This window comes from Streptomyces humidus, from assembly GCF_014649655.1.
Classification (GTDB): domain Bacteria; phylum Actinomycetota; class Actinomycetes; order Streptomycetales; family Streptomycetaceae; genus Streptomyces; species Streptomyces humidus.
This window is the reverse complement of the sequence record NZ_BMTL01000051.1, coordinates 1-21,003: the sequence shown is the minus strand read 5'-3', so window position 1 is coordinate 21,003 and position 21,003 is coordinate 1. Positions and strand designations below refer to the sequence as shown.

Annotated in this window: 22 protein-coding genes and 3 pseudogenes; 12 read left to right on the top strand and 13 right to left on the bottom strand. The window is 68.8% G+C overall.

All coding sequences use genetic code 11. The annotated features are described in order from the left end of the window. Positions 1–2 precede the first annotated feature (2 nt). From IE239_RS37830 to IE239_RS37805, 6 genes are read left to right on the top strand one after another with little or no spacing between them, the layout of a single operon-like run. Positions 3–1,169 carry an acyl-CoA dehydrogenase family protein gene (locus IE239_RS37830; protein WP_190153993.1) on the top strand — a complete coding sequence of 389 codons (1,167 nt, stop codon included), beginning with the start codon at positions 3–5 and terminating at the stop codon, positions 1,167–1,169. Between the two features lie 45 nt (positions 1,170–1,214). Further along, positions 1,215–2,078 carry an SDR family NAD(P)-dependent oxidoreductase gene (locus IE239_RS37825; RefSeq protein WP_190153992.1) on the top strand — a complete coding sequence of 288 codons (864 nt, stop codon included), beginning with the start codon at positions 1,215–1,217 and terminating at the stop codon, positions 2,076–2,078. Between the two features lie 23 nt (positions 2,079–2,101). Next, positions 2,102–3,433, top strand: coding sequence for a phytoene desaturase family protein (locus IE239_RS37820; RefSeq protein ID WP_190153991.1), 1,332 nt, complete (start codon positions 2,102–2,104; stop codon positions 3,431–3,433). After that, positions 3,433–3,624 carry a ferredoxin gene (locus IE239_RS37815; protein WP_190153990.1) on the top strand — a complete coding sequence of 64 codons (192 nt, stop codon included), beginning with the start codon at positions 3,433–3,435 and terminating at the stop codon, positions 3,622–3,624. The genes IE239_RS37820 and IE239_RS37815 overlap by 1 nt, the downstream gene beginning before the upstream one ends. Further along, a complete protein-coding gene (locus tag IE239_RS37810; RefSeq protein ID WP_190153989.1) occupies positions 3,624–4,859 on the top strand; it encodes an NAD(P)/FAD-dependent oxidoreductase in 1,236 nt (411 codons plus the stop codon). Before IE239_RS37815 ends, IE239_RS37810 begins: the two co-directional genes overlap by 1 nt. An 11-nt stretch (positions 4,860–4,870) precedes the next feature. Beyond that, a complete protein-coding gene (locus IE239_RS37805) occupies positions 4,871–6,013 on the top strand; it encodes a CaiB/BaiF CoA transferase family protein (RefSeq protein ID WP_190153988.1) in 1,143 nt (380 codons plus the stop codon). Between the two features lie 74 nt (positions 6,014–6,087). On the opposite strand, the gene IE239_RS37800 is transcribed toward IE239_RS37805, so the two are convergent. From IE239_RS37800 to IE239_RS43425, 6 genes and pseudogenes are all read right to left on the bottom strand, one after another. Continuing rightward, the gene (locus IE239_RS37800; RefSeq protein WP_190153987.1) at positions 6,088–6,522 is read right to left on the bottom strand and encodes a nuclear transport factor 2 family protein; all 435 of its coding nucleotides are present in this window, start codon (positions 6,520–6,522) and stop codon (positions 6,088–6,090) included. A 213-nt stretch (positions 6,523–6,735) separates the two neighbouring features. Then, positions 6,736–7,239, bottom strand: coding sequence for an SDR family NAD(P)-dependent oxidoreductase (locus IE239_RS42720; RefSeq protein ID WP_229878666.1), 504 nt, complete (start codon positions 7,237–7,239; stop codon positions 6,736–6,738). Between the two features lie 137 nt (positions 7,240–7,376). After that, positions 7,377–8,918, bottom strand: a complete 1,542-nt coding sequence (locus IE239_RS37785) for an acyl-CoA synthetase (protein WP_190153986.1) — start codon at positions 8,916–8,918, stop codon at positions 7,377–7,379. A gap of 221 nt (positions 8,919–9,139) precedes the next feature. Next, complete coding sequence (locus IE239_RS37780) at positions 9,140–9,376, bottom strand: hypothetical protein (RefSeq protein ID WP_190153985.1); 237 nt, start codon at positions 9,374–9,376, stop codon at positions 9,140–9,142. Next, the gene (locus IE239_RS42715) at positions 9,373–9,780 is read right to left on the bottom strand and encodes a zinc-binding dehydrogenase (RefSeq protein WP_268254560.1); all 408 of its coding nucleotides are present in this window, start codon (positions 9,778–9,780) and stop codon (positions 9,373–9,375) included. Before IE239_RS42715 ends, IE239_RS37780 begins: the two co-directional genes overlap by 4 nt. Before the next feature lie 277 nt (positions 9,781–10,057). Next, a pseudogene (locus IE239_RS43425) lies at positions 10,058–10,276 on the bottom strand (alcohol dehydrogenase catalytic domain-containing protein); the annotation flags it as partial. A 1,128-nt stretch (positions 10,277–11,404) separates the two neighbouring features. Between IE239_RS43425 and IE239_RS37770 the strand changes: the two are divergent. Further along, positions 11,405–11,847: pseudogene (locus IE239_RS37770) on the top strand (transposase); the annotation flags it as partial. A gap of 235 nt (positions 11,848–12,082) precedes the next feature. Here the strand turns inward: IE239_RS37770 and IE239_RS42710 are convergent. The 3 genes from IE239_RS42710 to IE239_RS37755 form a co-directional block, all read right to left on the bottom strand. Next, the gene (locus IE239_RS42710; RefSeq protein ID WP_373308212.1) at positions 12,083–12,376 is read right to left on the bottom strand and encodes an LLM class flavin-dependent oxidoreductase; all 294 of its coding nucleotides are present in this window, start codon (positions 12,374–12,376) and stop codon (positions 12,083–12,085) included. A gap of 167 nt (positions 12,377–12,543) precedes the next feature. Continuing rightward, positions 12,544–13,317 (bottom strand): enoyl-CoA hydratase-related protein, encoded by a 774-nt coding sequence (locus IE239_RS37760; protein ID WP_190153983.1) that lies wholly within the window; start codon positions 13,315–13,317, stop codon positions 12,544–12,546. Between the two features lie 44 nt (positions 13,318–13,361). After that, positions 13,362–14,078, bottom strand: coding sequence for a nitroreductase (locus tag IE239_RS37755; protein WP_229878656.1), 717 nt, complete (start codon positions 14,076–14,078; stop codon positions 13,362–13,364). A gap of 155 nt (positions 14,079–14,233) precedes the next feature. On the opposite strand from IE239_RS37755, the gene IE239_RS37750 reads away from it, so the two are divergent. Beyond that, on the top strand, positions 14,234–14,542 hold the full coding sequence (locus tag IE239_RS37750) for an enoyl-CoA hydratase-related protein (protein ID WP_190153982.1): 309 nt from the start codon (positions 14,234–14,236) through the stop codon (positions 14,540–14,542). A 152-nt stretch (positions 14,543–14,694) separates the two neighbouring features. Here the strand turns inward: IE239_RS37750 and IE239_RS37745 are convergent, their stop codons facing one another. Further along, complete coding sequence (locus IE239_RS37745) at positions 14,695–15,687, bottom strand: NAD(P)H-dependent flavin oxidoreductase (protein ID WP_190153981.1); 993 nt, start codon at positions 15,685–15,687, stop codon at positions 14,695–14,697. 496 nt (positions 15,688–16,183) lie between these two features. Here IE239_RS37745 and IE239_RS43420 point away from each other — a divergent pair, with 496 nt between their 5' ends. The 3 genes and pseudogenes from IE239_RS43420 (at position 16,184) to IE239_RS42705 (ending at position 17,095) form a co-directional block, all read left to right on the top strand. Further along, positions 16,184–16,399, top strand: a complete 216-nt coding sequence (locus tag IE239_RS43420; protein ID WP_350818478.1) for an alcohol dehydrogenase catalytic domain-containing protein — start codon at positions 16,184–16,186, stop codon at positions 16,397–16,399. 10 nt (positions 16,400–16,409) lie between these two features. After that, positions 16,410–16,817: pseudogene (locus tag IE239_RS43415) on the top strand (zinc-binding dehydrogenase); the annotation flags it as partial. A 23-nt stretch (positions 16,818–16,840) separates the two neighbouring features. After that, a complete protein-coding gene (locus IE239_RS42705) occupies positions 16,841–17,095 on the top strand; it encodes an MDR/zinc-dependent alcohol dehydrogenase-like family protein (protein WP_229878655.1) in 255 nt (84 codons plus the stop codon). Positions 17,096–17,219: 124 nt separating this feature from the next. Here the strand turns inward: IE239_RS42705 and IE239_RS37730 are convergent, their stop codons facing one another. The 3 genes from IE239_RS37730 to IE239_RS37720 all read right to left on the bottom strand — a co-directional run bounded on the left by IE239_RS37730 (position 17,220) and on the right by IE239_RS37720 (position 20,220). Continuing rightward, a complete protein-coding gene (locus tag IE239_RS37730; RefSeq protein ID WP_190153978.1) occupies positions 17,220–17,930 on the bottom strand; it encodes a TetR/AcrR family transcriptional regulator in 711 nt (236 codons plus the stop codon). Positions 17,931–17,937: 7 nt separating this feature from the next. Continuing rightward, positions 17,938–18,987 (bottom strand): LLM class F420-dependent oxidoreductase, encoded by a 1,050-nt coding sequence (locus IE239_RS37725; RefSeq protein WP_190153977.1) that lies wholly within the window; start codon positions 18,985–18,987, stop codon positions 17,938–17,940. A 75-nt stretch (positions 18,988–19,062) separates the two neighbouring features. After that, on the bottom strand, positions 19,063–20,220 hold the full coding sequence (locus IE239_RS37720; protein WP_190153976.1) for an acyl-CoA dehydrogenase family protein: 1,158 nt from the start codon (positions 20,218–20,220) through the stop codon (positions 19,063–19,065). 78 nt (positions 20,221–20,298) lie between these two features. Between IE239_RS37720 and IE239_RS37715 the strand changes: the two genes are divergently transcribed. After that, the coding region (locus IE239_RS37715; RefSeq protein WP_229878654.1) for an HpcH/HpaI aldolase/citrate lyase family protein at positions 20,299–21,003 on the top strand (705 nt) is incomplete at its 3' end.

The following is a 21,003-nucleotide window of genomic DNA, read 5'->3' as shown; positions in this document are numbered from 1 at the left end:
TGATGACCGCACTGATCACGGACAGCGACGAGCACCGGCTGATCCGGGAGAGCACCGCCAAGATCGCGGCCCGTTACGGGCACGCGTACTACAGCGAACGGGCCCGGACCGGTGCCGGGTTGGAGGAGTTGTGGGGCGAACTCGGCGAGGCCGGACTGCTGGGCGTCCACCTTCCCGAGGAGTACGGGGGAGGGGGAGCGGGCCTCTCCGAACTCGTCGTGGTCCTTGAGGAGCTGTCGGCGCACGGCATGCCGATCCTCAGCAGCGTCATCTCGCCGGCCATCTGCGGTTCGATCCTCGCCGCCCACGCCTCGCCGGAGATGAAGCGGGCCTGGCTGCCGGACATCGCCTCCGGCCGCCGCAGGATGGCGTTCGCCGTCACTGAGCCGGACGCCGGATCCAACAGTCACGCCATCACCACCACGGCCCGCTCCGACGGCGGGGGCTGGCGCATCTCCGGTGCCAAGTACTTCATCTCCGCCCTGAACGAGGCGGACGCCGTGCTCGTGGTCACCCGGGACGGCGATCTCGCCCCCTCGGCGTCCGGCCGCAGCCCGCTGTCCCTGTTCGTCGTGCCCATCAACACGCCCGGCCTGCAGTACCAGCCCATCGAGACCGAACTGGTCTGCCCCGACAAGCAGTTCACCCTGTTCTTCGACGACGTCCGGCTGGACGGCGACGCGCTGATCGGGGAGCGCGGCAAGGGCCTGCGGCAGGTCTTCGCCGGCCTCAACCCGGAGCGCATCACCGCCTCGGCGCTCAGCAACGGCATCGGCCGCTACGCGGTGGCCAAGGCCCGCGACTACGCCCGTGAACGCACCGTGTGGTCGACTCCGATCGGAGCCCACCAGGGCATCGCGCATCCCCTCGCCGAGGCGCACATCGGGGTGGAACTCGCCCGGCTCGCCACGGCCCGCAGCGCGGAGCTGTTCGACGCCGGACAGGACGCCGCGACGGCGGCGAACATCGCGAAGTTCACCGCCGCCGAGGCCTCGCTCAAGGCCCTCGACCAGGCGATCCAGACTCATGGCGGCAACGGACTGTCCCGCGAGTACGGCCTGGCCGACCTGTGGTTCGTCGCCCGCTTGCTGCGCACCGCCCCGGTCAGCCGGGAGATGGTGCTCAACTTCGTGGCGCAGCACAGCCTCGGCCTGCCGAACTCGTACTGATCCCCCCAACTGACCCCCCCCGACCGAGCAACGAGGAGTACGCACATGTCAGGAGTACAGGACCGGGTCGTCGTGGTGACCGGCGCGGGCGGAGGGCTGGGGCGCGAGTACGCGCTGCTGCTGGCCCGGCAGGGTGCCCGGGTCGTCGTCAACGACCTCGGCGGGGCCCGGGACGGCACCGGATCCGGCAGCGCGATGGCCGACGCGGTGGTCGAGGAGATCCGCGCCGCGGGCGGACAGGCGGTCGCCAACTATGACAGCGTGGCCAGCGAGGAGGGCGCCGCGGGTGTGATCGGCACCGCGCTGAAGGAGTACGGCGCCGTGCACGGCGTGGTGAACAACGCGGGAATCCTGCGCGACGCCTCCTTCGTGAAGATGACGGCCGAGCAGTGGGAGGCCGTGCAGCGCGTGCACCTGTTCGGGGGCTTCCACGTCACCAGGGCCGCCTGGCCGCACTTCCGGGAGCAGGGACACGGCCGGGTGGTCATGGCGACCTCCACCTCCGGGCTGTACGGCAACTTCGGGCAGGCCAACTACGGCGCCGCCAAGCTCGGTCTGGTCGGCCTGGTCAACACGCTCGCTGTCGAGGGACGTAAGTACAACATCCTGGCCAACGCCGTCGCACCGCTGGCCAGGACCCGCATGAGCGAGGACGTCGCCCCGGCCGAGCTGCTGGAGAGGCTTCCGGCCGAGTTCGTGGCGCCCGTCGTCGCCCATCTGCTGACCGACGAATGCACCGACACCGGCACGGTGCTGGTCGCCGGCGGCGGCCGGGTCCAGCGGGTGGCGCAATTCGTCTCCAAGGGCGTGGCCTTCGCCGGCACCCCGACCCTCCAGGACGTCGCCGATCGCTGGCCCGACATCACGGACATGAACGCCTCCGAGCTCGGCACCAACCCGCTGGGCTGAGAGCCCGGACAGGAGACACCATCGTGAAATCCTTCGACGCGCTCGTCATAGGCGCCGGCGCGGGCGGCCTGTTCACCGCCGCCCGACTGACCCACCACGGCTACCGCACCCTCGTCGTCGAACGCCTCGACCGCGTGGGCGGGCGCGCCTCCACCCACGACATCGACGGCTTCAAGGTCAACAACGGGGCCATCGTCATCGAGGTCGGCGGCATCACCGAGGAGACCTTCGAGGAGGTCGGCGCCAAGTTCGACGTGCGCCGGGCCAACCCGCCCATCCTGTACCGCATCGGCAGCAAGGACGCCGACGTCACCGGTGGTGGCTGGGGCATGCTGCTGTCCAAGCTCACCCGTCAGGGCGCCAAACTCCTCAGCGGCCTCGGCGCCGCCCGCGAGGACAGCGGCCTGCCGGAAGGCGAGCTGTCCACCGCCGACTGGATCCGCCGCTACACCAAGAACGAATCCGTGCACGGCATCTTCCGCAACATGTGCGGATCCGTCTTCGCGGTGAGCTCCGAGGAACTGCCCGCCCGGGTCTTCCTCACCTACTTCACCCGCAAGAGCGCCTTCAAGAAGTTCGGGTTCTGTCCTGACGGCACCATCGGGATCTGGCGCGCGCTGGCGGACGTGGTCACCGCCGGCGGCGGCGAGGTGTGGCTGGACAGCGAGGTGCGCACGCTGACGGTGGACGCCGGCCGGGTCACCGGCGCGGTCGTCACCCGCGACGGACAGGACGCCGAGGTCAGCTGCCGGTTCGCGGTGAGCGACGCCGGCCCGGCCGCCACCGTGGCCCTCGTCGGCGAGGAACACTTCTCCGAGGAGTACCTGACGTCGGTGCGCCGCGGCGACCGGCCCTGCGCGATGATCTCCGTCAACTTCGCCAGCCAGGAGCGCCTGGTCGAGTCCCCGGGCCTGCTCAGCTTCGCCAAGACCCGCCGTATGTGCTACGTCGCCAACTTCACCGCGACCTGCCCGGAGATGGCACCGGAGGGCTGGCACCTCTACGTGGGCACGGCCGTCCCCCAGCCGGCAGTCGGCGACTTCGACGAGGCCGTCGAGACCGAGTTGCTCATGGCCGACCTCCGCGACCAGATTCCGGGCTTCGATCGAGCCCGCATCCTGTCCACCGTCGTCACCCGCGACGGCTGGCCCCCGCAGCGCGCCGTGGCGGGCTTCGACCTGCCCAACACCACCCCCGTCCCCAACCTCTGGAACGTCGGCGACGCGGTGAAGGAGTACGCCAACGGCGGCACCACGGCCTGCGCCGAGACCGCGAAGCTCGTCGTCGAACAGATCCGTCAGCACTACCCGGTCGGCGTCGTGGCCGAGTCGGCCGGAGTCCCGAAGGAGCACTGATGAAGATCATCGTTGACCGTGCCAAGTGCACGGGTCTGGGCATCTGCGAGTCCCTGGCACCGGACGCGTTCGAAGTGAACGACGACGGCGAACTCGTCCTGAAGACCGAGACCGTACCCCCGGGGACCCTCTCCGACGTCGAGGAAGCCATCGCGGGCTGCCCGACCGAAGCCCTCCGGCTGGAGCCCTGATGAGTGCCCGCCGACTGGTCGTCGTCGGCGCCTCTCTCGCCGGGTTGCGGGCCGTCGAGGCCGCACGCAAGGACGGCTTCGACGGGCGGATCACCCTCGTCGGGGCCGAGCCGCACCTCCCTTACGACCGGCCTCCGCTGTCGAAGCAGTTCCTGGAGGAGATCGGCGCGGACGGGACACCACCGACCTTCCGTACCGAGGAGGTTCTGCGCACCGATCTCGGTGTGGAACTCCTGCTCGGCACCCCCGCCACCTTCCTCGACACCCGCAACCGGGCGGTCGGCGTCGGCGAACGGACCATCGGATACGACGCCTTGGTCATCGCCACCGGCGCGACCGCCCGTCAACTGCCCGGCATGCAGGGCCTGGACGGTGTCCACACGCTGCGTACCCTGGACGACGCGGTGGCCATCCGGCGGGCGCTCGACAAGGGCGCCCGGACCGTGGTGGTCGGCGCCGGCTTCATCGGCGCCGAGACGGCGGCAGCCGCCAGGAAGCGCGGTCTGGACGTCGTCGTGGTCGAGGCACAGCCGACCCCGCTCGTGCGCGCCGTCGGCGAGACCATGGGCGGTGCCCTCGCCTCCCTGCACCTGCGCCACGGCACCGATCTGCGGTGCGGGGTGAGCGTCATCGCGCTGGAGGGAGAGGGCCGGGTCGAAAGGGTCCGGCTCTCCGACGGCACCGCACTCGACGCCGACCTGGTGGTGGTCGGTGCCGGAGCCGTGCCCGCCACCGACTGGCTGGCGGGCTCCGGCCTGACCCTGGACAACGGCGTGGTCTGCGACGAAACGCTCTTCACCGGAGCCGAAGACGTGTACGCGGCGGGCGACGTCGCCCGCTGGCACAACCCGCTCTTCGACCGGCCCATGCGCCTGGAGCACTGGACCAGCGCGGCCGAACAGGGCGACCTGGCCGCCCGCAACGCCCTGAACCCGGCGGCGGCCAGAGGGTACTCGACGGTGCCGTACTTCTGGTCCGACCAGTACGACACCCGCATCCAGTTCGTCGGCATTCCCGACGCGGACGAGATCGCCGTCGTCGACGGCGACATCGAGCGTGACCACCAGTGCGTCGCCCTGTACCGCGCGGACAACCGGCTCGTGGGGGCCCTGGCCGTCAACAGGCCCACCGAGATCATGAAATACCGGGGACTGATCACCCGGGGCGCCTCATGGGCAGACGGCCTCACGTTCGCTCAGACGCGCCGCAAGGCCCGTGACACCGCTGACGCATGAGGGAGAAAACGATGGCAGGCGGCCCTCTGTCCGGATGCAGGGTACTGGAACTCGCCGGGCTCGGCCCCGGCCCGTTCGCCGCGATGACACTCGCGGACCTGGGTGCCGAGGTGGTCCGCATCGACCGCCCCGGCGGCAGCGGGCTGTTCCCGGGCTTCGAACACCTCGACGTCCTGAACCGCGGGAAGAAGTCCGTCCTGCTCGACCTCAAGCAGGACGACGCCGTACGGGCCGTGCTCGACATGGCGGCCCGGGCCGACGTACTGATCGAGGGCTACCGCCCCGGCGTCGCCGAACGGCTCGGCCTCGGCCCAGACGACTGCCTCGCCAGGAACCCGCGCCTGGTCTACGGCCGCATGACCGGCTGGGGCCAGGACGGGCCCATGGCCCAATTGGCCGGGCACGACATCGGATACGTCGCGCTGACGGGTGCCCTGCACGCCATCGGTAGCGCCGGTGGACCGCCGCAGATCCCGCTCAATCTCGTCGGCGACTTCGGCGGCGGCGGAACATACCTGGTCATCGGAGTCCTGGCGGCCCTGCGCGAGGCCGAGCGCACCGGCAGGGGGCAGGTCGTCGACGCCGCCATCGTGGACGGCACGGCCCATCTGCTGGCCGGAACGCACATGTTGTTGGCGACGGGGATGTGGCAGGACGAGCGGGGCGTCAACCTCCTCGACGGCGGGGCGCCGTTCTACGCGGTGTACGAGACCTCCGACGGCCGCCACATGGCCGTCGGCGCGCTGGAGCCGAAGTTCTACGCCGAACTGCTCGCCGTCCTGGGCCTCGACGAGGACCCGGCCGCCCAGCACGACCGCACCCGGTGGCCGCGGCTGCGCGAACGCATCGCCGGGGCGTTCGCCGGCCGCACCCGCAGCGAGTGGACCCAGGCGTTCTCGGCGTCGGACGCGTGCGTGGCACCGGTGATGAGCCTGCGCGAGGCCGCGGGACACCCGCACCTCAAGGCCCGCGGCACGCTGGTGGAACAGGACGGCGTCCTCCAGCCGGCGCCCGCACCACGCTTCTCGACCACGCCCACCGCCCTCGGATCGCCCCCGCCCGTGCCGGGCCGGCACACCGCCGAAGTCCTGAAGGCGTGGGAGGTCGAGGGCGCCGAAGACCTGCTGGGGTCGGGGGCCGCCGTGCAGGCGTGAGAGACCCGGAATCGTGCGTCTCACATGGGCGTTCGCCGACGGCTGCCGACCGGTGATGCGTGGGGGACCGTTCCTCAGCCGGCCGCGGCCACCTGGTCGAGTACGGTCGCCAGATCCCAGAAGTCAAGATGGCTGATCAGTTTGCCGTCCGCGCCGTAGGTGCAAGAGGCGATGCCGGCGACACTGAACCTGGCGCCGGTCGGCTCGATCACCCTCCCTGACCGCAGCCGCAGCGGCCCGCTGAAGGATCCGCTCCACAGCCACTCGGCGTACAGGCGGCCGTCGGCCGCGAGGAGCGCGCCGAACTCGATCACCGAGTCCGCGGTGAACCCGAGCATGAAGCGCTGGAACCGCCTGATGTTCTCGTGCCCCTTGTACGTCGTGCCCATGGCGACGTCGGTGTACGTGCCCTCGTCGGCGAAGAACTCGCAGAGACTGCCGGTATCGGACGTCCAGGCACGCGCATAGGCGTCCGCGAAGGCCGGATCGGACGGGTGAGGTGAGGTCATGACGGCTCCTTGGAGTAGAAATTTAATCTATGTTAGATTATATTCGGCGAAGTAGGAAGACCCCTTTCTGGCTGCTGACCGGCTCGTCCTTCGGGCCGCGTTGTCCTCCGTCAGCGGGATCCCATCCGCGCTTCCTCCTCGTCAAAGGGCGGCTTGCTCGCGGACGGCGAGGCGCTCACCACTTTCGCGCTTCATGCGGGCACCGTCCGTCCTTCAACTCGCAGCCCTACAACTTCTACGTGATTTCGGGCGAACCGCTCGAACGCATTCGGGCGGGCAACAATGAGCGCACGATGGCCGGAGTTCCGGATTCGCGCGAGTTCCGCACCGCACCCGCCCATACCGGTCCACACCGTGACCAACAGCCAAGGCATCATGCAGTCGCCGGTGGTCCGCGAACACGCCGCGATCCCCGATGACCAGGTGATCCTGAAGGTGAGCGGCTCGTCGTCCGGCGGGGCCGGGGGCGGCGCGCCGCCCCCGGTGATCTCGGCCGGGGTACCGCATTGGCTGGAAAGCTCTGTCGAACTCGATGGCGGCCTCGCCGGCCACGCGCTCGATCTCGGTGCCGTCCGCGACGTCCAGCCGCCAGGCCCGCCCGCGCCCGCCCTGGGCCACGATGCCGGACGCGACCGCCTCCGCGGCAGTCGCGTCCCGGTCCGTGACCGCTACCCAGGCGCCCTCCGATGCGAACAGCCGGGCCGCAGCGGCACCCATGCCGCTTCCCGCGCCGGTGATCAGCACCGCCGTGCCGGCGATGGACCGCGGCGCCTGTCCCGCCGAGTACGAGCGTGTCGCCGTGCCCGGGCTCCTTACTGAGATCGGATTGCTGTGATCGGAACCGTCTTCGCCGCTCAGATGGCGCGGCCGGCCTGCTCCCAGTAGGGCGCGCGCAGTTTGCGTTTGAAGATCTTCCCGGAGTCCTCCCGGGGGAGCGTCTCAACGAACTCGATGCGGCGCGGCACCTTGTAGCCGGCGATCCGCTCGCGCAGGAACGCCTGCACCTGCTCCACGGTCGGGGCGTGCCCTGGTTCGGCTTGGATCACCGCGCACACCGACTCGCCGAACTCCTCGTCGGGGATACCGAACACGGCGTTGTCGGCGATCCCGGGCATGTCGCTCAAGGCCGCTTCGATCTCGGCCGGATAGATGTTCACCCCGCCGGAGATGACCATGTCGATCTTGCGGTCGCAGATGTAGAGGTACCCGTCCTCGTCGAGATAGCCGACGTCGCCGACCGTGACGAGCCCGTCGCGGTCGACCGCGCGACGCTTGGCGTCGTCGTTGTGGTAGCTGAAATCACCGATACCGGCGTAGCGGACGGCGATCTCGCCGATCTCGCCCGGGCCGAGCCGCCGGCCTGCCTCGCCGAGGATGCGGATCTCGGCAGCGTCGACGACTCGCCCCACCGTGCCGGGATGTGCCAGCGACTCCGCCGAGTCGCAGAACGTCACGATCCCGCCCTCGGTCGAGCCGTAGTACTCGTGGATGATGGGTCCCCACCAGTCGATCATGGCTCGCTTCACGTGGGGTGCGCACGGTGCGGCGGCATGGGCCACGAACCGCAGCGAGGAGAGGTCGTAGCGCGCACGCACCTCCGGTGCCAGCTTGAGCAGCCGGTTGAACATGACCGGAACGAGGTGGAGGTGGGTGATCCGCTCGTCCTGGATGGCCCGCAGCAGTTCCTCGCCGTCGAACCGCGGAAGGACGACGATGTTCGCCCCTGCCCGGAAGGAGAACATCGCGTGCATGTTCGGGGCGCCGTGGTAGGCCGGCCCGGCCACGGCGGTCACGATCTCGCCCGGATCGTCGACGATCGTCAGGCCGAAGCTGAGGGACAGAATGCGTGCGAGTGCGGCCTGCTGAACCGGTGTGAAGGCCGACCGGAGCACCCCCTTGGGACGTCCCGTGGTGCCCGACGTGTAGAAGACGGCCATCGGCGTCTCCCCGGCCGGCTCGGTATGGGGCGCGAAACCGTCGACCCAGTCGTGCCAGCAGGTCTCTCCTGGCGGAACGGCGCCGGCGGACTCCTCGATGCCGTATGCCGTTCGAAGGGCGGCGGGGGACGGGACCACCAGAACTTGGACACCGTCAGGAAAGCCACTCCGCATCCTCGGCAGGAGATCGGCATGGATGACGAGCACCCTGGCCTGACTGTCCTCGAGGATGTACCGCATCTCCTCCGGCGAGAAGTGCCAGTTGATCGGGACGGCGTAGGCGCCGAGCAGGCCCGCGCCCAGGCTCACCTCGTAGAACTCGATGTCGTTGCGCAGGCAGAACGCGACACTGGAACCCGGTCCCAGGCCGAGAGCTGCGAACCCTGTGGCTGCTTGCCTGCTCCTGAGCTGGAGGTCCGCCGCGTCGAGCCGACGGTCTCCGGAGACGATCGTGGCCATAGTTCTCGCCTTCCTCTGGCGATTCCCGCGTCGCCTCATTGCGCCGCGGGCCTTGTGAGGTCCAAGTCCGATAACGGGATTCCCATGCCATCGCCGCTTAGCGGCGCTAAAGCCCCGCTAAGCCTCGCTCGGCCGGTCCGGAGTGGCGGCTGCTTCTCAAGGGAGGCGGCCACGCTTCCTGAGACCCTCGGACGTCGTGATGGTGGACCGGGCCTGTCCGGTCAGGCGCCAGCCCGGTTCCTCGATCCGCGATGAGTGACCCGTTGATCGCCTCCGGACAGGCCCGGACGGCGGTGGGGGAGTTGACGCAGATCCGTTCGGCAAGGGCGGGTGCGCCCCTCGATCGCGCTGTCCAGTTGGTCGGCGAGCGCGCGGTCGATGGCGTTGCGTTTCCTCTCCTGGCACATGCGCACGACCAGCAGCCGCCCGGACCGTTCCGCGCCGACCAGGTTCTTCACGGTTGCCCCGCCCCTTCACCAGGTCCTCGTGTCAGCAGCACGATCTTCCCGATCACTGCGCGGGACTCCAGTTCGGACAGTGCTTCGGCGGCGTCGGCCAGGTCGTGGACAGTCGGTTCGGGCACGGTCAGTGTGCCGTCGGCGAGCAGCGGATACAGCTCGGCCCATTGCCGGCGTGGATAGCCCGGGTCGTTCGGCAGCACCTCGGCGAGCCCGACACCGAGAACGGTGATGTTGTGCAGCAGCAATCTGTTGACCTTCACAGTCGGGATGTCGCCGCCGGTGAATCCCAGGACGACGAGCCGTCCCTCGGGGGCCAGGGCGCGCAGGGAGTCGGTGAACCGGTCGCCGCCCACCGGGGCGAGCACGATGTCCACGCCCCGGCTGCCCGTATGCTCGCGGATTCGGTCGAGCCAGCCCGTCCACCTTCACGACCAGGTCGGCACCGGCGGCCCGCGTGGCCTCGGCCTTGCGAGGTCCGCTGACCACCGCGATGCTGCGCAGCCCCAAGGCGCGGCACAGGTGCAGCGCGGCGGCGCCGATGCCGCCGACTGCGCCGTGCACCAGCACCGTCTCGCAGGCCTCGGCCCTGGCGCGCCGGGTGAGCGCGAAGTGGCCGGTGAGGTAGCTGGCCAGCATCCCGGCGGCGGAGATGGTCGGCACGGTGCCGGGCAGTGCGAACACCTGACCGGGGTCGACCGTGACGACCTGCTGCCAGGTCCCGCCGGGAGTCAGCACCGCGACCGACTGCCCCGGTACCAGCCCACTGCCCGCGGGCGCGCGGCACACAACGCCCGCGGCCTCGGAGCCCGGGTTGCAGGGCACCTTGTTCCTGTCCTGGTACAGACCTCGGGTGCGGAGCAGGTCGGGGTAGCCGACGCCTGCGGCGTCCAGATCCACCACCCCCCCCGTCGGCGTCCGGTTCGTCGATCTCCACCAGCCGCAGGCCCTCCGGGCCGACGAACTCACCGAGCTGTTGCGCGAGCACTCTCACTCCCTTCCCGCGACGAGCATCTTCAGCCGATGTCCCACTGGGGAGCGTAATCTATTCTAGTTTAGAATAATAGAGTGAGGTGCGATCGAAAGTTGGAGGCATGCCTGTGGAGACACGTGATGCGGTACTGCGGCGGCGTTCCGCCCGGGCGTTTGTAGATCGTCCTGTGGACCGGGCCTGCTGACCGGTGGATCTCGGGAAGCGAGTGGCCGAACAGCTGCGATCCGGCTGGCCGCAGATCGATACCGAGCACCCGATCTGCCCGCCTGGACGGCGTCTCGTCCTACCGTGAACGCCGCAATCTTGATGATGTACCGACGGTTGGTGCGCGACTGTGAGCACCGCCCCGCCAGCGCGGAATGCCGCGTGTGCTGGGGTATGGCCGACGTGATGACGCGTCGGCTGACCGCCGCCACCGCCCTCCGTGGCGGGGTGTGTGACCACACCGAGCGCGGCGAAAACCTTCCTGGGCAAGATCGACGCCCCCGTCCATGTGCTGACCGGTCGGCGAGCAGACCCAGGCCGCGATCGCCGGCCTCATCGCGTGGCTTGCCGAAGTCCAGGAACGGGCCGAGGGCCTGCGGATCGCCCGCCCCACCCTGTTCGCGTTCGCAGGCGGGCCCGATGAACCCGTCACCGGGCCCGCCGGGCGGCATGCGGCCATGTCCTCCTGCGTCTTAACCGCCGATCTAACCTCGGTTGCACCTCACTGACCACTCTGGCCACCCCTCCCGCGTCTGTGGTCGCGGCCGGAACATGGGTAGCATGCCGGCGGCTTCCCCTTGCAGCAGTCAGACTCGCCCGCTACATTTTCGATACTGGATTAGATTTTTAAATTGTCGGAGGGGTGTGTGAGATACGCCAGCGGCGGACCTGCCCAGTTACCTTTTTCGTGGCCCCGCAATGGGGCGCCTGGCCCCCGAGTCCGGTATGGCTGTGTGCCCCCTGTCGAAGTGGATGACCTGGGGGGTGTTGCCGCCGGGCTTCGGGGCACCGCTTGACCGCTGATGAGGTGCCTGACGACCCATTGCGGGGCCACGAAAAAGATCGTGGGCCGGAAGTGAGGCATCCTCACCGACACGATCGGCCTGATCCTCGCCGTGACTGTCACCGCCGCGAGCCTCTCCGAAAACGCCCTGGGAATACGCCTGCTCGACCAGGCCAAGAACACCTACCCGACCATCGCCAAGAACTGGGTCGACACCGGCTTCAAGAAGGCCGTCGTCGAACACGGCGCGAAGCTCGGAATCGACGTCGAAATCGTCGACAAAAACCCCGGGACCCGAGGATTCCACGTCCTGAAAGGTGCTGGGTAGTGGAGCGGGGTATCGGTTGGATCCTGATGCACCGGCGGCTCGCTTACGACTACGAGACCCTCCCCGTCAGCTCCGAAGCCATGATCCACGTCGCATCGATCGACAACCTCGCCAAGCGCATAACGGACGAGACCACACTCACCTGGCGAGGAACTTACTAGAACTCAAAGGGCAATTCGGCTAGATCAAATGCCCTCTTACAACCGGACCTGAGCGGTGTTCGTCGCCTTGGAACCGCCAACCTCAGGCTCAAGGCGATGGCTGGCGCGTAGTTCTCCGGCGCTCGACCCTAGTCCATTTCGGCATTGTAGTAGTCGCGCAAACGGTAGTAGGGCGACCTCCAAGGCTGGCCGTACCAGCACTCGACGATCTGCGGTCCCGATACTCCAAGCCCTGCTATGAACCGATTGCCCCCGCCATCGCATCGACGGTCTGCACCTGCATCGCGCACATGGCGGGTGGGCGGCCAGCGGCCTGCATGATGGCTGTCCCAAGCCGGATTCGTTCCGTCTTGGCCGCAAGGTAAGCCATCGGGGTGATGGCATCGGAACCATATACCTCGCTGGCCCACGCCGAATCGAATCCGATCCTTTCGGCGTACTGGATCAGTTCCACCGGGAGCTCCAGCTTCGCACCCGAGTATCCGGTGTCGAGCCCAAGCTTCGCGAGACGCCCTCCGCCGCGAGAGATCGGGAATCGCTGTCCATCCCGACCGGCGAAGCGCCGCCGGCGACCGGCCGCGGCTGCACATCGGCCCGGCCAACTCCCGTCACGACTGCCACTCGTTCGATAGATGCCTTCACGCGGTGACCCTTTCGCTCAACGACGCGCACGGGTCCTCCGCGCGCTCGCACGGCCTACTGCCCCGTCCATTCCGGCTTACGGCGGTCGAAGAAGGCGCAGACGCCCTCCTGGAAGTCACGACTGAGGATGAGCCGCAGGTGCGCCGCATCGCTTCGGAGCCAGTCGGCCTCGTCGTCGTAGAGCAACGGCGAGTTGACGACGCCGAGGCCTTCCCGGATGGCCAAGGGAGCGTTGCCGCTGATGTCCCGGGCGAGAGCCAGGGCGGCGTCGAGCGCGCCACCGGGGTCGGTCATGCGGTTGACGAATCCCAGTCGCTCCGCGCGCTCGGCGTCGATCGGCTTGCCGGTCAAGAGCATCTCGCGCGCCACGTTTGGAGGAAGCAGCTTGGCAGCCCGGAAGGCACCGCCGAAGTCGGGGATCAGGCCGAGCCGCACCTCGGGAAGCCCGAACGTGGCAGTGCTGGACGCCGTGACGAGGTCGCAGCTCAGGACGAGCTCCATCCCTCCTCCCAGTGCCATCCCCTCGACAGCGGCGACCAGGGGCTTGGTGCGCCGACGCTGGATCAGGCCTACCAGTCCACCGCGCTCCGTCGGATAGCCGACGCCGGCTCGGAGGTCCGCTCCGGCGGAGAAGACCTCGGTCCCCCCGGTGAGGACGCCGACCCGGAGAGCGGGATCGTCCTCCAGCCGGTTCATGGCTGCATCGAGGCCTGCGGTCACCTCCCAGCTCAGGGCGTTGCGCTTGGCTGGCCGGTCGAGCGTGACGACGAGGACGTCGTCGATCACGTTCGTCCGGACCCCGGACTCCTCAGGCACCTGGTCGTTCATGCTCTCTTCGTGATTCGGGTCGGGTTGGTCGAGCGTCGTCCGGCTCATGAGCTGACCCAGGTGACGACCTCGGCGAGGTCGGCGCGATCCGTGCGGAAGACGTTGGCCGGATGCTCGGCTTCGTAACCGAGAGAGATGGCGGCCACCACGACACGGTCCGCGCCCAGCCCGAAGTGCTCGTGGACGAGGGAGGACTGCATTGCAATAGCCGCCTGCGGGATGGCGGCGAGGCCGAGCGCCTCGGCGGCGAGGAGCAGATTGGCGATGTAGCCGCCCACGTCGACGTGGGCGTAGGGCCCGAGGGCCGCCTCGGAGTGGATGACCAGTACGTGGGGCGCTCCGAAGAATCGGAAGTTTTCGAGCGTCTGCTTCGTACGTGCTTCGTGGTCGTCGGGGGGAATTCCGAGACTGCTGTAGAGGCCGAGGCCCGACTCGCGGCGTCGAGCTTTGTACGCCCCGCGATATTCGGTCGGTGCCGGGATGTCAGGGTCCACCGATCCACCCATGACAGCGGTGAGCAGCGCCGACGAAAAGCGCTCGGTGGCGGTACCGGATGTCACCACCACCTGCCACGGCTGCACGTTGCACCACGAGGCCGTGCGTTGCGCCGAGTCGAGCAGGCTCGTCAGGGTCTCGTGCGGCACTGGGGTGGAGCTGAAGGCACGGCAGCTGTGCCGACGGCGGAGCAGCCGGTCGACCATGTCGAACTCCGTCTCAGCCGCTTGCGCCTCGCGGCTTGGGACATCGGCAGCTGTGGTCATGTGCGGGCTCCTCCAACGGAATCGGTGACAAGTGGTTGCGGCGATGACGGTCCCGAGTCCTGTCCGTCGCCGACGAGGACCCGCCACAGTCCCCTACCGCCGGACAACCTCGTACAATAATTTAATCTATCATAAAATCGAGGAATGATGCGGTCATGATCGTGCCCGATTTGTTGGAGCATCCTGAGGTTCCGTTCTCCCAGATCACCTATGCCGTCGATGACCGGATCGCCACCGTCACACTGTCGCGGCCGAAACGGCTCAACGCCTTCACCCACGTCATGCGGCGCGAGCTGGTCGGCGCCATCGAGCTGGCCGGGGCCGATGACGACGTCCGCGTCGTCATCGTGACCGGGGCTGGGCGAGGCTTCTGCGCCGGAGCTGATCTCGGTGCGGTCGGCGACCGGCCGTTCTCGTACTCCGGACCCGACCACCGCGACAGCCACTCCGACCCCGATCTCTGAGGTGCCTGCGTAGGTCAAGTCCCCCGAAGCTGACCGAAAGGCGAGCCTGTCGGGATATCGACGCAGTGCACGGAGCGCGATGTCGACCGCTCCGAGATCTCTGGGAACCGTCGACAGTTGCGGCGGGGTATGGGCGGGTGAAATGTCCGGGGTCATGATGGATCCTGGGTCAAAGGGTGCTGAGTTGGGAGGGGGGCGGACCGATCGGGGTTCGATCGTGCCCGCGCGTATTCGTGCGACAACCGATCGACGAGCTCCGATGTCGAGATCAGCTGCCGCACACCGGAGACCGTGTGTCCGGCCGACCAAACCTGGGACCAGCGACGCGGTCCGGCGCCTGCACTTCCGAAGAGCCCCGCCGCCTCTGCGGGGGTGACGTGCTCGTCGAGGTTCGACGGATCGAGGCCGGTGGCCGCGACGGATGCTCGCAGCATGCTGGTCGGCAGACCGGTGAAGGCCTTCGTGAGGATGACGTCGTCAAGATCCGCGTCGACGACCATCTGCTTGTAGTCCGGGTCTGCCCTGCTCTCGTGGGTGGCGAGAAACGCGGTGCCCATGTAGCCGAGGTCGCATCCGAGCACCTCGATCGCCGCCAGTGTCGCGCCGTCAGTGATGCCACCCGCCAGGATCACCGGGCCCCCGTAGAACTCCCGGACAGCGCGCACGAAAGCCAATGGGTTGATCCAGCCGGTCTGCCCTCCTGAACCTGCAGTGAGTAGAACCAGACCGTCCGCCCCATCGTCGACCGCTCGGCGCGAGTGATGAAGTGTCGCGACATCGGCCAGGACCAGGCTGCCGGCTTCGTGGAGCGGGCCGACGACACGAGCCGGCGAACCGACGCTCGTGATCACGACGGGGACCTGATGCTCGACCAGCACTGCCAGATCGTCCTTCAACCTGGGTGAGCGCACAATCAGGTTGGCCGCGACGGGTGCTGCCGCCTCGTCGATTTCCGATCCGATGTGTTCGAGCCAGGTCGACAGCTCCTTCGGACTGCGCGCGTTGGCGGTGGGAAACGCTCCCACCACTCCTGCGCGGCAAGCGGCGACAACGAGCTCGGGCCCGGACACACGAAGCATCGGCGCAGCAATGGCGGGGATCCGCAGCCTGTCGCGCAACCGCGCTGGAAGGCGATGCTCGGACATGGCGTACTTCCTCACGGTCGATCCCTGTGTGACTGACACTTGTCGAAGTCGCCCCCGCCGCGACGACGAGGCAGCTCCGGTTCGGGCGAAGGGCGCCCGCCACGAGCGCGAGTACGGCACCATCCGTCCGGCATCGCTCGGAAGCGCACGGGCATCACCACGTGCGCCCCGGGCTCCACGTGCCCCTGCGAGATCTCACGCAGGCGAGACCGGGACGCCCGTCGGGCCAGTCGTGGTGGGCGAGGACGTCACGAGCGGCGGACTTCGATTCCAGGCACCACCGCATCCGCAAGGTCGGGGGTGACGAAGTCGGCGCCTGAGGCGAGCACCTTGTCGATCCAGTGCGGCTCGCCCGCGGGGACCCTGAGGACCGCGCGCGGCGAGAAGCGGTTGGTCGATGCAGCATTTTTTTATTCTATGTTAAATTCGGTCGCCACGGCAACCCCCGACTAGCAGGACTCCGTTAGGTTGTTCTGGCTCTTGGGTTTGGGCGGCGGTGTCCTTGAACTGCAGGGATCTTCTGGTCGTGGCGGGGCAGTACAACCCGAGGATCGCCCTGCCGCTGGTTCCGATGTCCGAGTCGGCGGGAACCGTCGTCGAGTCCGGCGCCGGGGCCACGAAGTTTCCGGTGGGCACCCGCGTCATGCCGATCCACGCGCCGGGGCTGGGTCGCCGGCCATGCACCGGAATCCGGCGGCGCCCTTGGGGGTGAGACACCCGGCGTGCTGGCCGAGCACGTCGTCTTCGAAGAGCGCGACCTGGTGGAAGTCCCCGCGCACCTGTCCGCCGTCGAGGCCGCGACCTTGCCGTGTGCCGGTGTCACAGCATGGAATGCGCTCTTCGGCGGTGCTGAGCCATTGCGGCCGGGAGGGCGCGTGCTCATTCTCGGGACCGGGGGAGTGGCGCTGTTCGCTCTGCGCTTCGCCAAGCTCGCGGGCGCCGAGGTCGCGATCACGTCCAAGGGCGACGCGAAACTGTCACGCGCTTCCGAGATGGGCGCCGACCATCTGATCAACTACCGCGACGACGCGAAATGGGGACGAACGGCGAGGACGATCTTCGACGGTGGCGGTGCGGACCTCGTCGTAGAACTCGGGGGAGGCGTCACTCTGCCGGAGTCGCTGCGCGCGGTGCGCCGGGGGGAACCGTCGCGATGGTCGGCTCGGTCACGGGCGCCGTCGTCGAGAACCTTTCGCTGCCGCCCGTGTTCATGCGTGCCGTCACCATGCGAGGCGTGCCAGTCGGTTCACGCGAACTGTTCGAGGACATGGCTCGCGCGGTCGGCCGGCACCGGGTGACCCCCGTGGCCGACCGCGTGTTCTCCGGCTTGGCATCGGTGGGCGACGCACTGACCACCCTCGCGAACGGGTCGCACTTCGGCAAGCTCGTCACCGAACTGCCCGAATGAGCGCGGGGCGGCCCGTTGTTCGAGCGATGCCTTACCTGCGACCTTCGGGTCTGCGAGTCCGATCCATTCACAGGTCCGTTTGATCGGCACGTCAGTCTCAGCGGGAGCCCTGCCCGCGAGCGCCTCAGGCCGTTCGGCCTGTCGTGGTGGCCGCGCGCCGGGTCCGGGATGTCCCTGACGGCGGGGTGGCGCCCTCTTCCTGTACGGCCGGCGCCCCCAGGCCGTTTCGCACCAGGGACCTCGCGGTGCGTACCACGACGTCGAGCGAGCCCTGGCGGGGATTCCACCATTCGGTCGTCCAGTTCAGGGCGCCCAGGACCAGCATGCGGGCGGCCCGGGGTTCGAGGTCGGCGCGGAGCTCGCCCGCCTTCTGGGCGTCCTGGATGAGCGCGCGCCAGATGTCCCCGTACTTGCCCTCCTCGGAGAGCTGCCGGGTGCGGATGTCCTCGGGGACCTGGCCGGCGTTGCGGATCGCGGCGGTGGCGAAGTCCGAGATCGCCAGCTGATAGCGCAGGTGTTCCTCGACGGCCGCGTCGATGCGTTCCATGGGAGTGGTGTCCGCCGGAAGCGCGTCGAGCGCTTCCGCGACATGTTCCCGCAAGCGGGCCACGCCCACCCACATGACCTCTTCGATCAGCACTTCCCTGGAGGAGAAGTAGTAGTAGATGGCGGGAGCCTGGATCTGTGCCTGGTCGGCCACATCGCTCAGCCGTGTTCCCGCGTAGCCTCTGCGGCTGAGGACATGGGCCGCCGCGTCCAGGATGCGTTCGCGGGTGCGCGCCGACTTGGAGTCGGAGGTCTCGGTCGGCGGTTTGCCCGCGGATTTTCTAGACACGGATCAATTATAGGTGGTCCACCAGGCTCCGTACCGCCTCGACCGTGCCGGCCGGGTCCGGCCCGACCGGGTCCAGGCTGAGGGTGGTCACGCCGGCCTCCCGGTAGGCGTGGATCCGTTCCGCGACATGCCCGGGCGGCCCGATCAGCGTGGTACGGACCAGCCACTCCCGGGGGACCGCGGCCTCGGCCTCCCGCTGCTTGCCGTCCAGGTAGAGGTCCTGGATGACCTTGGCCTCGGCCTCGAAGCCGTACCGGCAGGCCAGGTCGTTGTAGAAGTTCTTGCCACGGGCGCCCATACCGCCGATGTACCGGGCGGCAGTCGGCCGTTCCCGGTCGAGCAGATCGTCGACCGGGAGGTTCTCGCCGACGGCGACCGGGCCGCCGGCGACGATGTCCAGCGGTGCCAGATCGGGTGAGCGGCGTGCGGTCCCTGCGGCGAGTGCGGGTCCGAAGACCTCCTTCGCCCTGTCCGGCATGAAGAACAAGGGCAGCCATCCGTCCGCCAGTTCGGCCGTCGCGCGCAGCGAGCGCTCCATCAGCGACGCCCAGTAGACCGGGATGCTGTTGCGGTACGGGTGGTTGATCAGCCGTAGTGGCCTGCCGAGCCCCGTTCCCCGGTCGGCGGGCAGGGGGAGTTGGTAGACCCTTCCGTCGTGGGTCAGGGGTGCCTCCCGGCGCCACACCTTGCGGCAGATCTCGATGGTCTCGGTGATCCGCCGCAGCGGCTGATCGAACGGCACTCCGTGGAAGCCCTCGACGACCTGCGGTCCGGAAGCACCGAGGCCGAGGGCGAAGCGGCCGCGGGAGAGACTGTCCGCGGAGGCGGCGCTCATGGCCAGCAGGGTGGGGGTGCGGGTGAAGACGTTGACGATGCCGGTCCCGATCTGCATCCGCTCGGTCGTCGCGGCGAGGTAGCCGACGAGCGTCATGGCGTCGAAGCCGTAGGCCTCCGGGACCCACACCATGTCCAGGCCGGCAGACTCCAGGTCCCGGACCAGCCGGGCCGTCTCCACCGGATCACCGGTGTACCTGGACAGCAGCATCGACAGTTTCACTCGGTCCTCCTTCAGTTGTGCGAACGTGGGGTCGTCGCCGATGTACGGCGGTGGCGGGGTGCCGCGTGTGTGGCGCTACCCCAGGCCGCCCCGGCTGATCAGCTGGGCGGCGATGACGTTGCGCTGGATCTCGTTCGTGCCCTCGCCGACGATCATCAGGGGCGCGTCCCGGAGGTAGCGCTCGACGTCGTACTCCGTGGAGTAGCCGTAGCCGCCGTGGATCCGTACGGCGTTGAGCGCGATCTCCATCGCCGTCTCGGAGGCGAACAGCTTGGCCATGCCGGCCTCCATGTCGCAGCGGCCTCCGGAGTCGTACTTCTCCGCGGCGTGCAGTACCAGTTGGCGGGCCGCGGTGAGCTTGGTGGCCATGTCTGCGAGGTAGTTGCCGATCGACTGGTGCTTCCAGATCGGCTTGCCGAAACTCTCGCGCTCCTGGGCGTAGCGCAGCGCGTCGTCGAAGGCCGCCTGCCCGACGCCGAGCGCCCGGGCGGCCACCTGAATCCGGCCGACCTCCAGGCCCTTCATCATCTGGGCGAAGCCGTGTCCCTCGACGCCGCCCAGGAGCGCCTCGGCGGGCGCCTGATAGTCGTCGAAGGAGAGTTCGCAGCTCTCGACACCCTTGTAGCCGAGCTTGGGCAGGTCCCGCGAGACGGTGAGACCCGGACCGTGCTCGACGAGCAGGATGCTGATGCCCTTGTGGCGGGGCGACGCGCCGGGGTCGGTCTTGCACAGCAGCGCGATGAGCTGCGAGCGGCGGGCGTTGCTGATCCAGGTCTTGGTGCCGTTGACGACGTATCCGCCGTCCGGCAGGCGGCGGGCCCCGGTGCCCATCGCCTGCAGATCGGAGCCGCCGCCGGGCTCGGTCAGTGCCATCGTGGCCCGTACTTCGCCGGTCGCCATCCTCGGCAGGTAGCGGTTCTTCTGCTCCTCGGTACCGAAGGCGAGCAGCAGCTTGGCGACCACCGTGTGGCCGCCCATGGCCCCAGCCAGGCTCATCCAGCCCCGGGCCAGTTGTTCGGTCACGCCGACGTAGCAGGACGTGGAGACCGGCGCGTCGCCGTACGGCTCGGGGATGGCCAGGCCGTAGACGCCGAGCGCCTTCATCTGCTCGATCAGCTTATCGGGATACGCGTTGGCGTGCTCCAGCTCCCGCACCACGGGCCGTACGTCCCGGTCGACGAACTCCCGGACGATGTCGACGACGGCCTGTTCCTCGTCGGCCAGGATGGGCATACGGGTCTCCTCGCTCGGCTTCCGCTACTTGCCGACCAATTATAGTCTAAATTAAATTAAGTGACGAGAGGGGTTCGGATGACAGAGGGCAACCCGGTGGGTGCGATCAGGTCGTGTCTGTCGGTGCCGGGATCGGACGACCGCAAGATCGCGAAAGCGGCCGCATCGGAGGCGGACGAGATCGTGCTCGACCTCGAGGACGCGGTGCCCCCGGCCGGCAAGGCCTGCGCGCGGGACCTCGTGGCCTCCTGGTTGGGCCGGAGGGCGGAGATCGGCCCGCGGATCGCGGTACGGGTCAACGCGCCGCGGACGCCGTGGTGCCACGCTGATGTCATCGCCTGCGTGCGTCAGGGTGGCACGGCGTCGATAGTTCTGCCCAAGGTGGAATCGGCTGGGGACCTGGCCTTCGTAGACCGGCTCCTGGAGGGGGCGGAGGCTGCTGCCGGATGCGTCGAGCCGGTCACTGTACAGGCGCTGATCGAGACGGCGGCCGGCCTGGCCAACCTGCGCGAGATCGTGGCGGTGACCTCCCGGCTGACCACCCTGATCATCGGCTACGCCGACTTGGCGGCCTCGCTCGGCCGCGCGGCCGACATTCCGGCCGAGACCTGGCTGTGGGCGCAGGACACCGTTGTGACAGCGGCCCGCAGTGCCGGCCTGGCGGTCGTGGACGGGCCGTACCTCGGGGTGGCGGCCGACGAGCGGTTCACCGAGAGCGTGCGCCGCGCCGCACAACTGGGCTTCGACGGCAAGTGGGTCATCCACCCGTGCCAGATCCAGGCA

What these genes read in the sequence shown, in the direction of transcription:
- IE239_RS37760 (WP_190153983.1), bottom strand. Translation starts at nt 13,317, where the DNA reads ATGAACGACCAGGTGCCTGAGGAGTCCGGGGTCCGGACGAACGTGATC.
- IE239_RS37830 (WP_190153993.1), top strand. Translation starts at nt 3, where the DNA reads ATGACCGCACTGATCACGGACAGCGACGAGCACCGGCTGATCCGGGAG.
- IE239_RS37815 (WP_190153990.1), top strand. Translation starts at nt 3,433, where the DNA reads ATGAAGATCATCGTTGACCGTGCCAAGTGCACGGGTCTGGGCATCTGC.
- IE239_RS42705 (WP_229878655.1), top strand. Translation starts at nt 16,841, where the DNA reads ATGGTCGGCTCGGTCACGGGCGCCGTCGTCGAGAACCTTTCGCTGCCG.
- IE239_RS37720 (WP_190153976.1), bottom strand. Translation starts at nt 20,220, where the DNA reads ATGCCCATCCTGGCCGACGAGGAACAGGCCGTCGTCGACATCGTCCGG.
- IE239_RS37785 (WP_190153986.1), bottom strand. Translation starts at nt 8,918, where the DNA reads ATGGCCACGATCGTCTCCGGAGACCGTCGGCTCGACGCGGCGGACCTC.
- IE239_RS37800 (WP_190153987.1), bottom strand. Translation starts at nt 6,522, where the DNA reads ATGACCTCACCTCACCCGTCCGATCCGGCCTTCGCGGACGCCTATGCG.
- IE239_RS37825 (WP_190153992.1), top strand. Translation starts at nt 1,215, where the DNA reads ATGTCAGGAGTACAGGACCGGGTCGTCGTGGTGACCGGCGCGGGCGGA.
- IE239_RS37745 (WP_190153981.1), bottom strand. Translation starts at nt 15,687, where the DNA reads ATGTCCGAGCATCGCCTTCCAGCGCGGTTGCGCGACAGGCTGCGGATC.
- IE239_RS37805 (WP_190153988.1), top strand. Translation starts at nt 4,871, where the DNA reads ATGGCAGGCGGCCCTCTGTCCGGATGCAGGGTACTGGAACTCGCCGGG.
- IE239_RS37810 (WP_190153989.1), top strand. Translation starts at nt 3,624, where the DNA reads ATGAGTGCCCGCCGACTGGTCGTCGTCGGCGCCTCTCTCGCCGGGTTG.
- IE239_RS37750 (WP_190153982.1), top strand. Translation starts at nt 14,234, where the DNA reads ATGATCGTGCCCGATTTGTTGGAGCATCCTGAGGTTCCGTTCTCCCAG.
- IE239_RS42720 (WP_229878666.1), bottom strand. Translation starts at nt 7,239, where the DNA reads ATGGGTGCCGCTGCGGCCCGGCTGTTCGCATCGGAGGGCGCCTGGGTA.
- IE239_RS37755 (WP_229878656.1), bottom strand. Translation starts at nt 14,078, where the DNA reads ATGACCACAGCTGCCGATGTCCCAAGCCGCGAGGCGCAAGCGGCTGAG.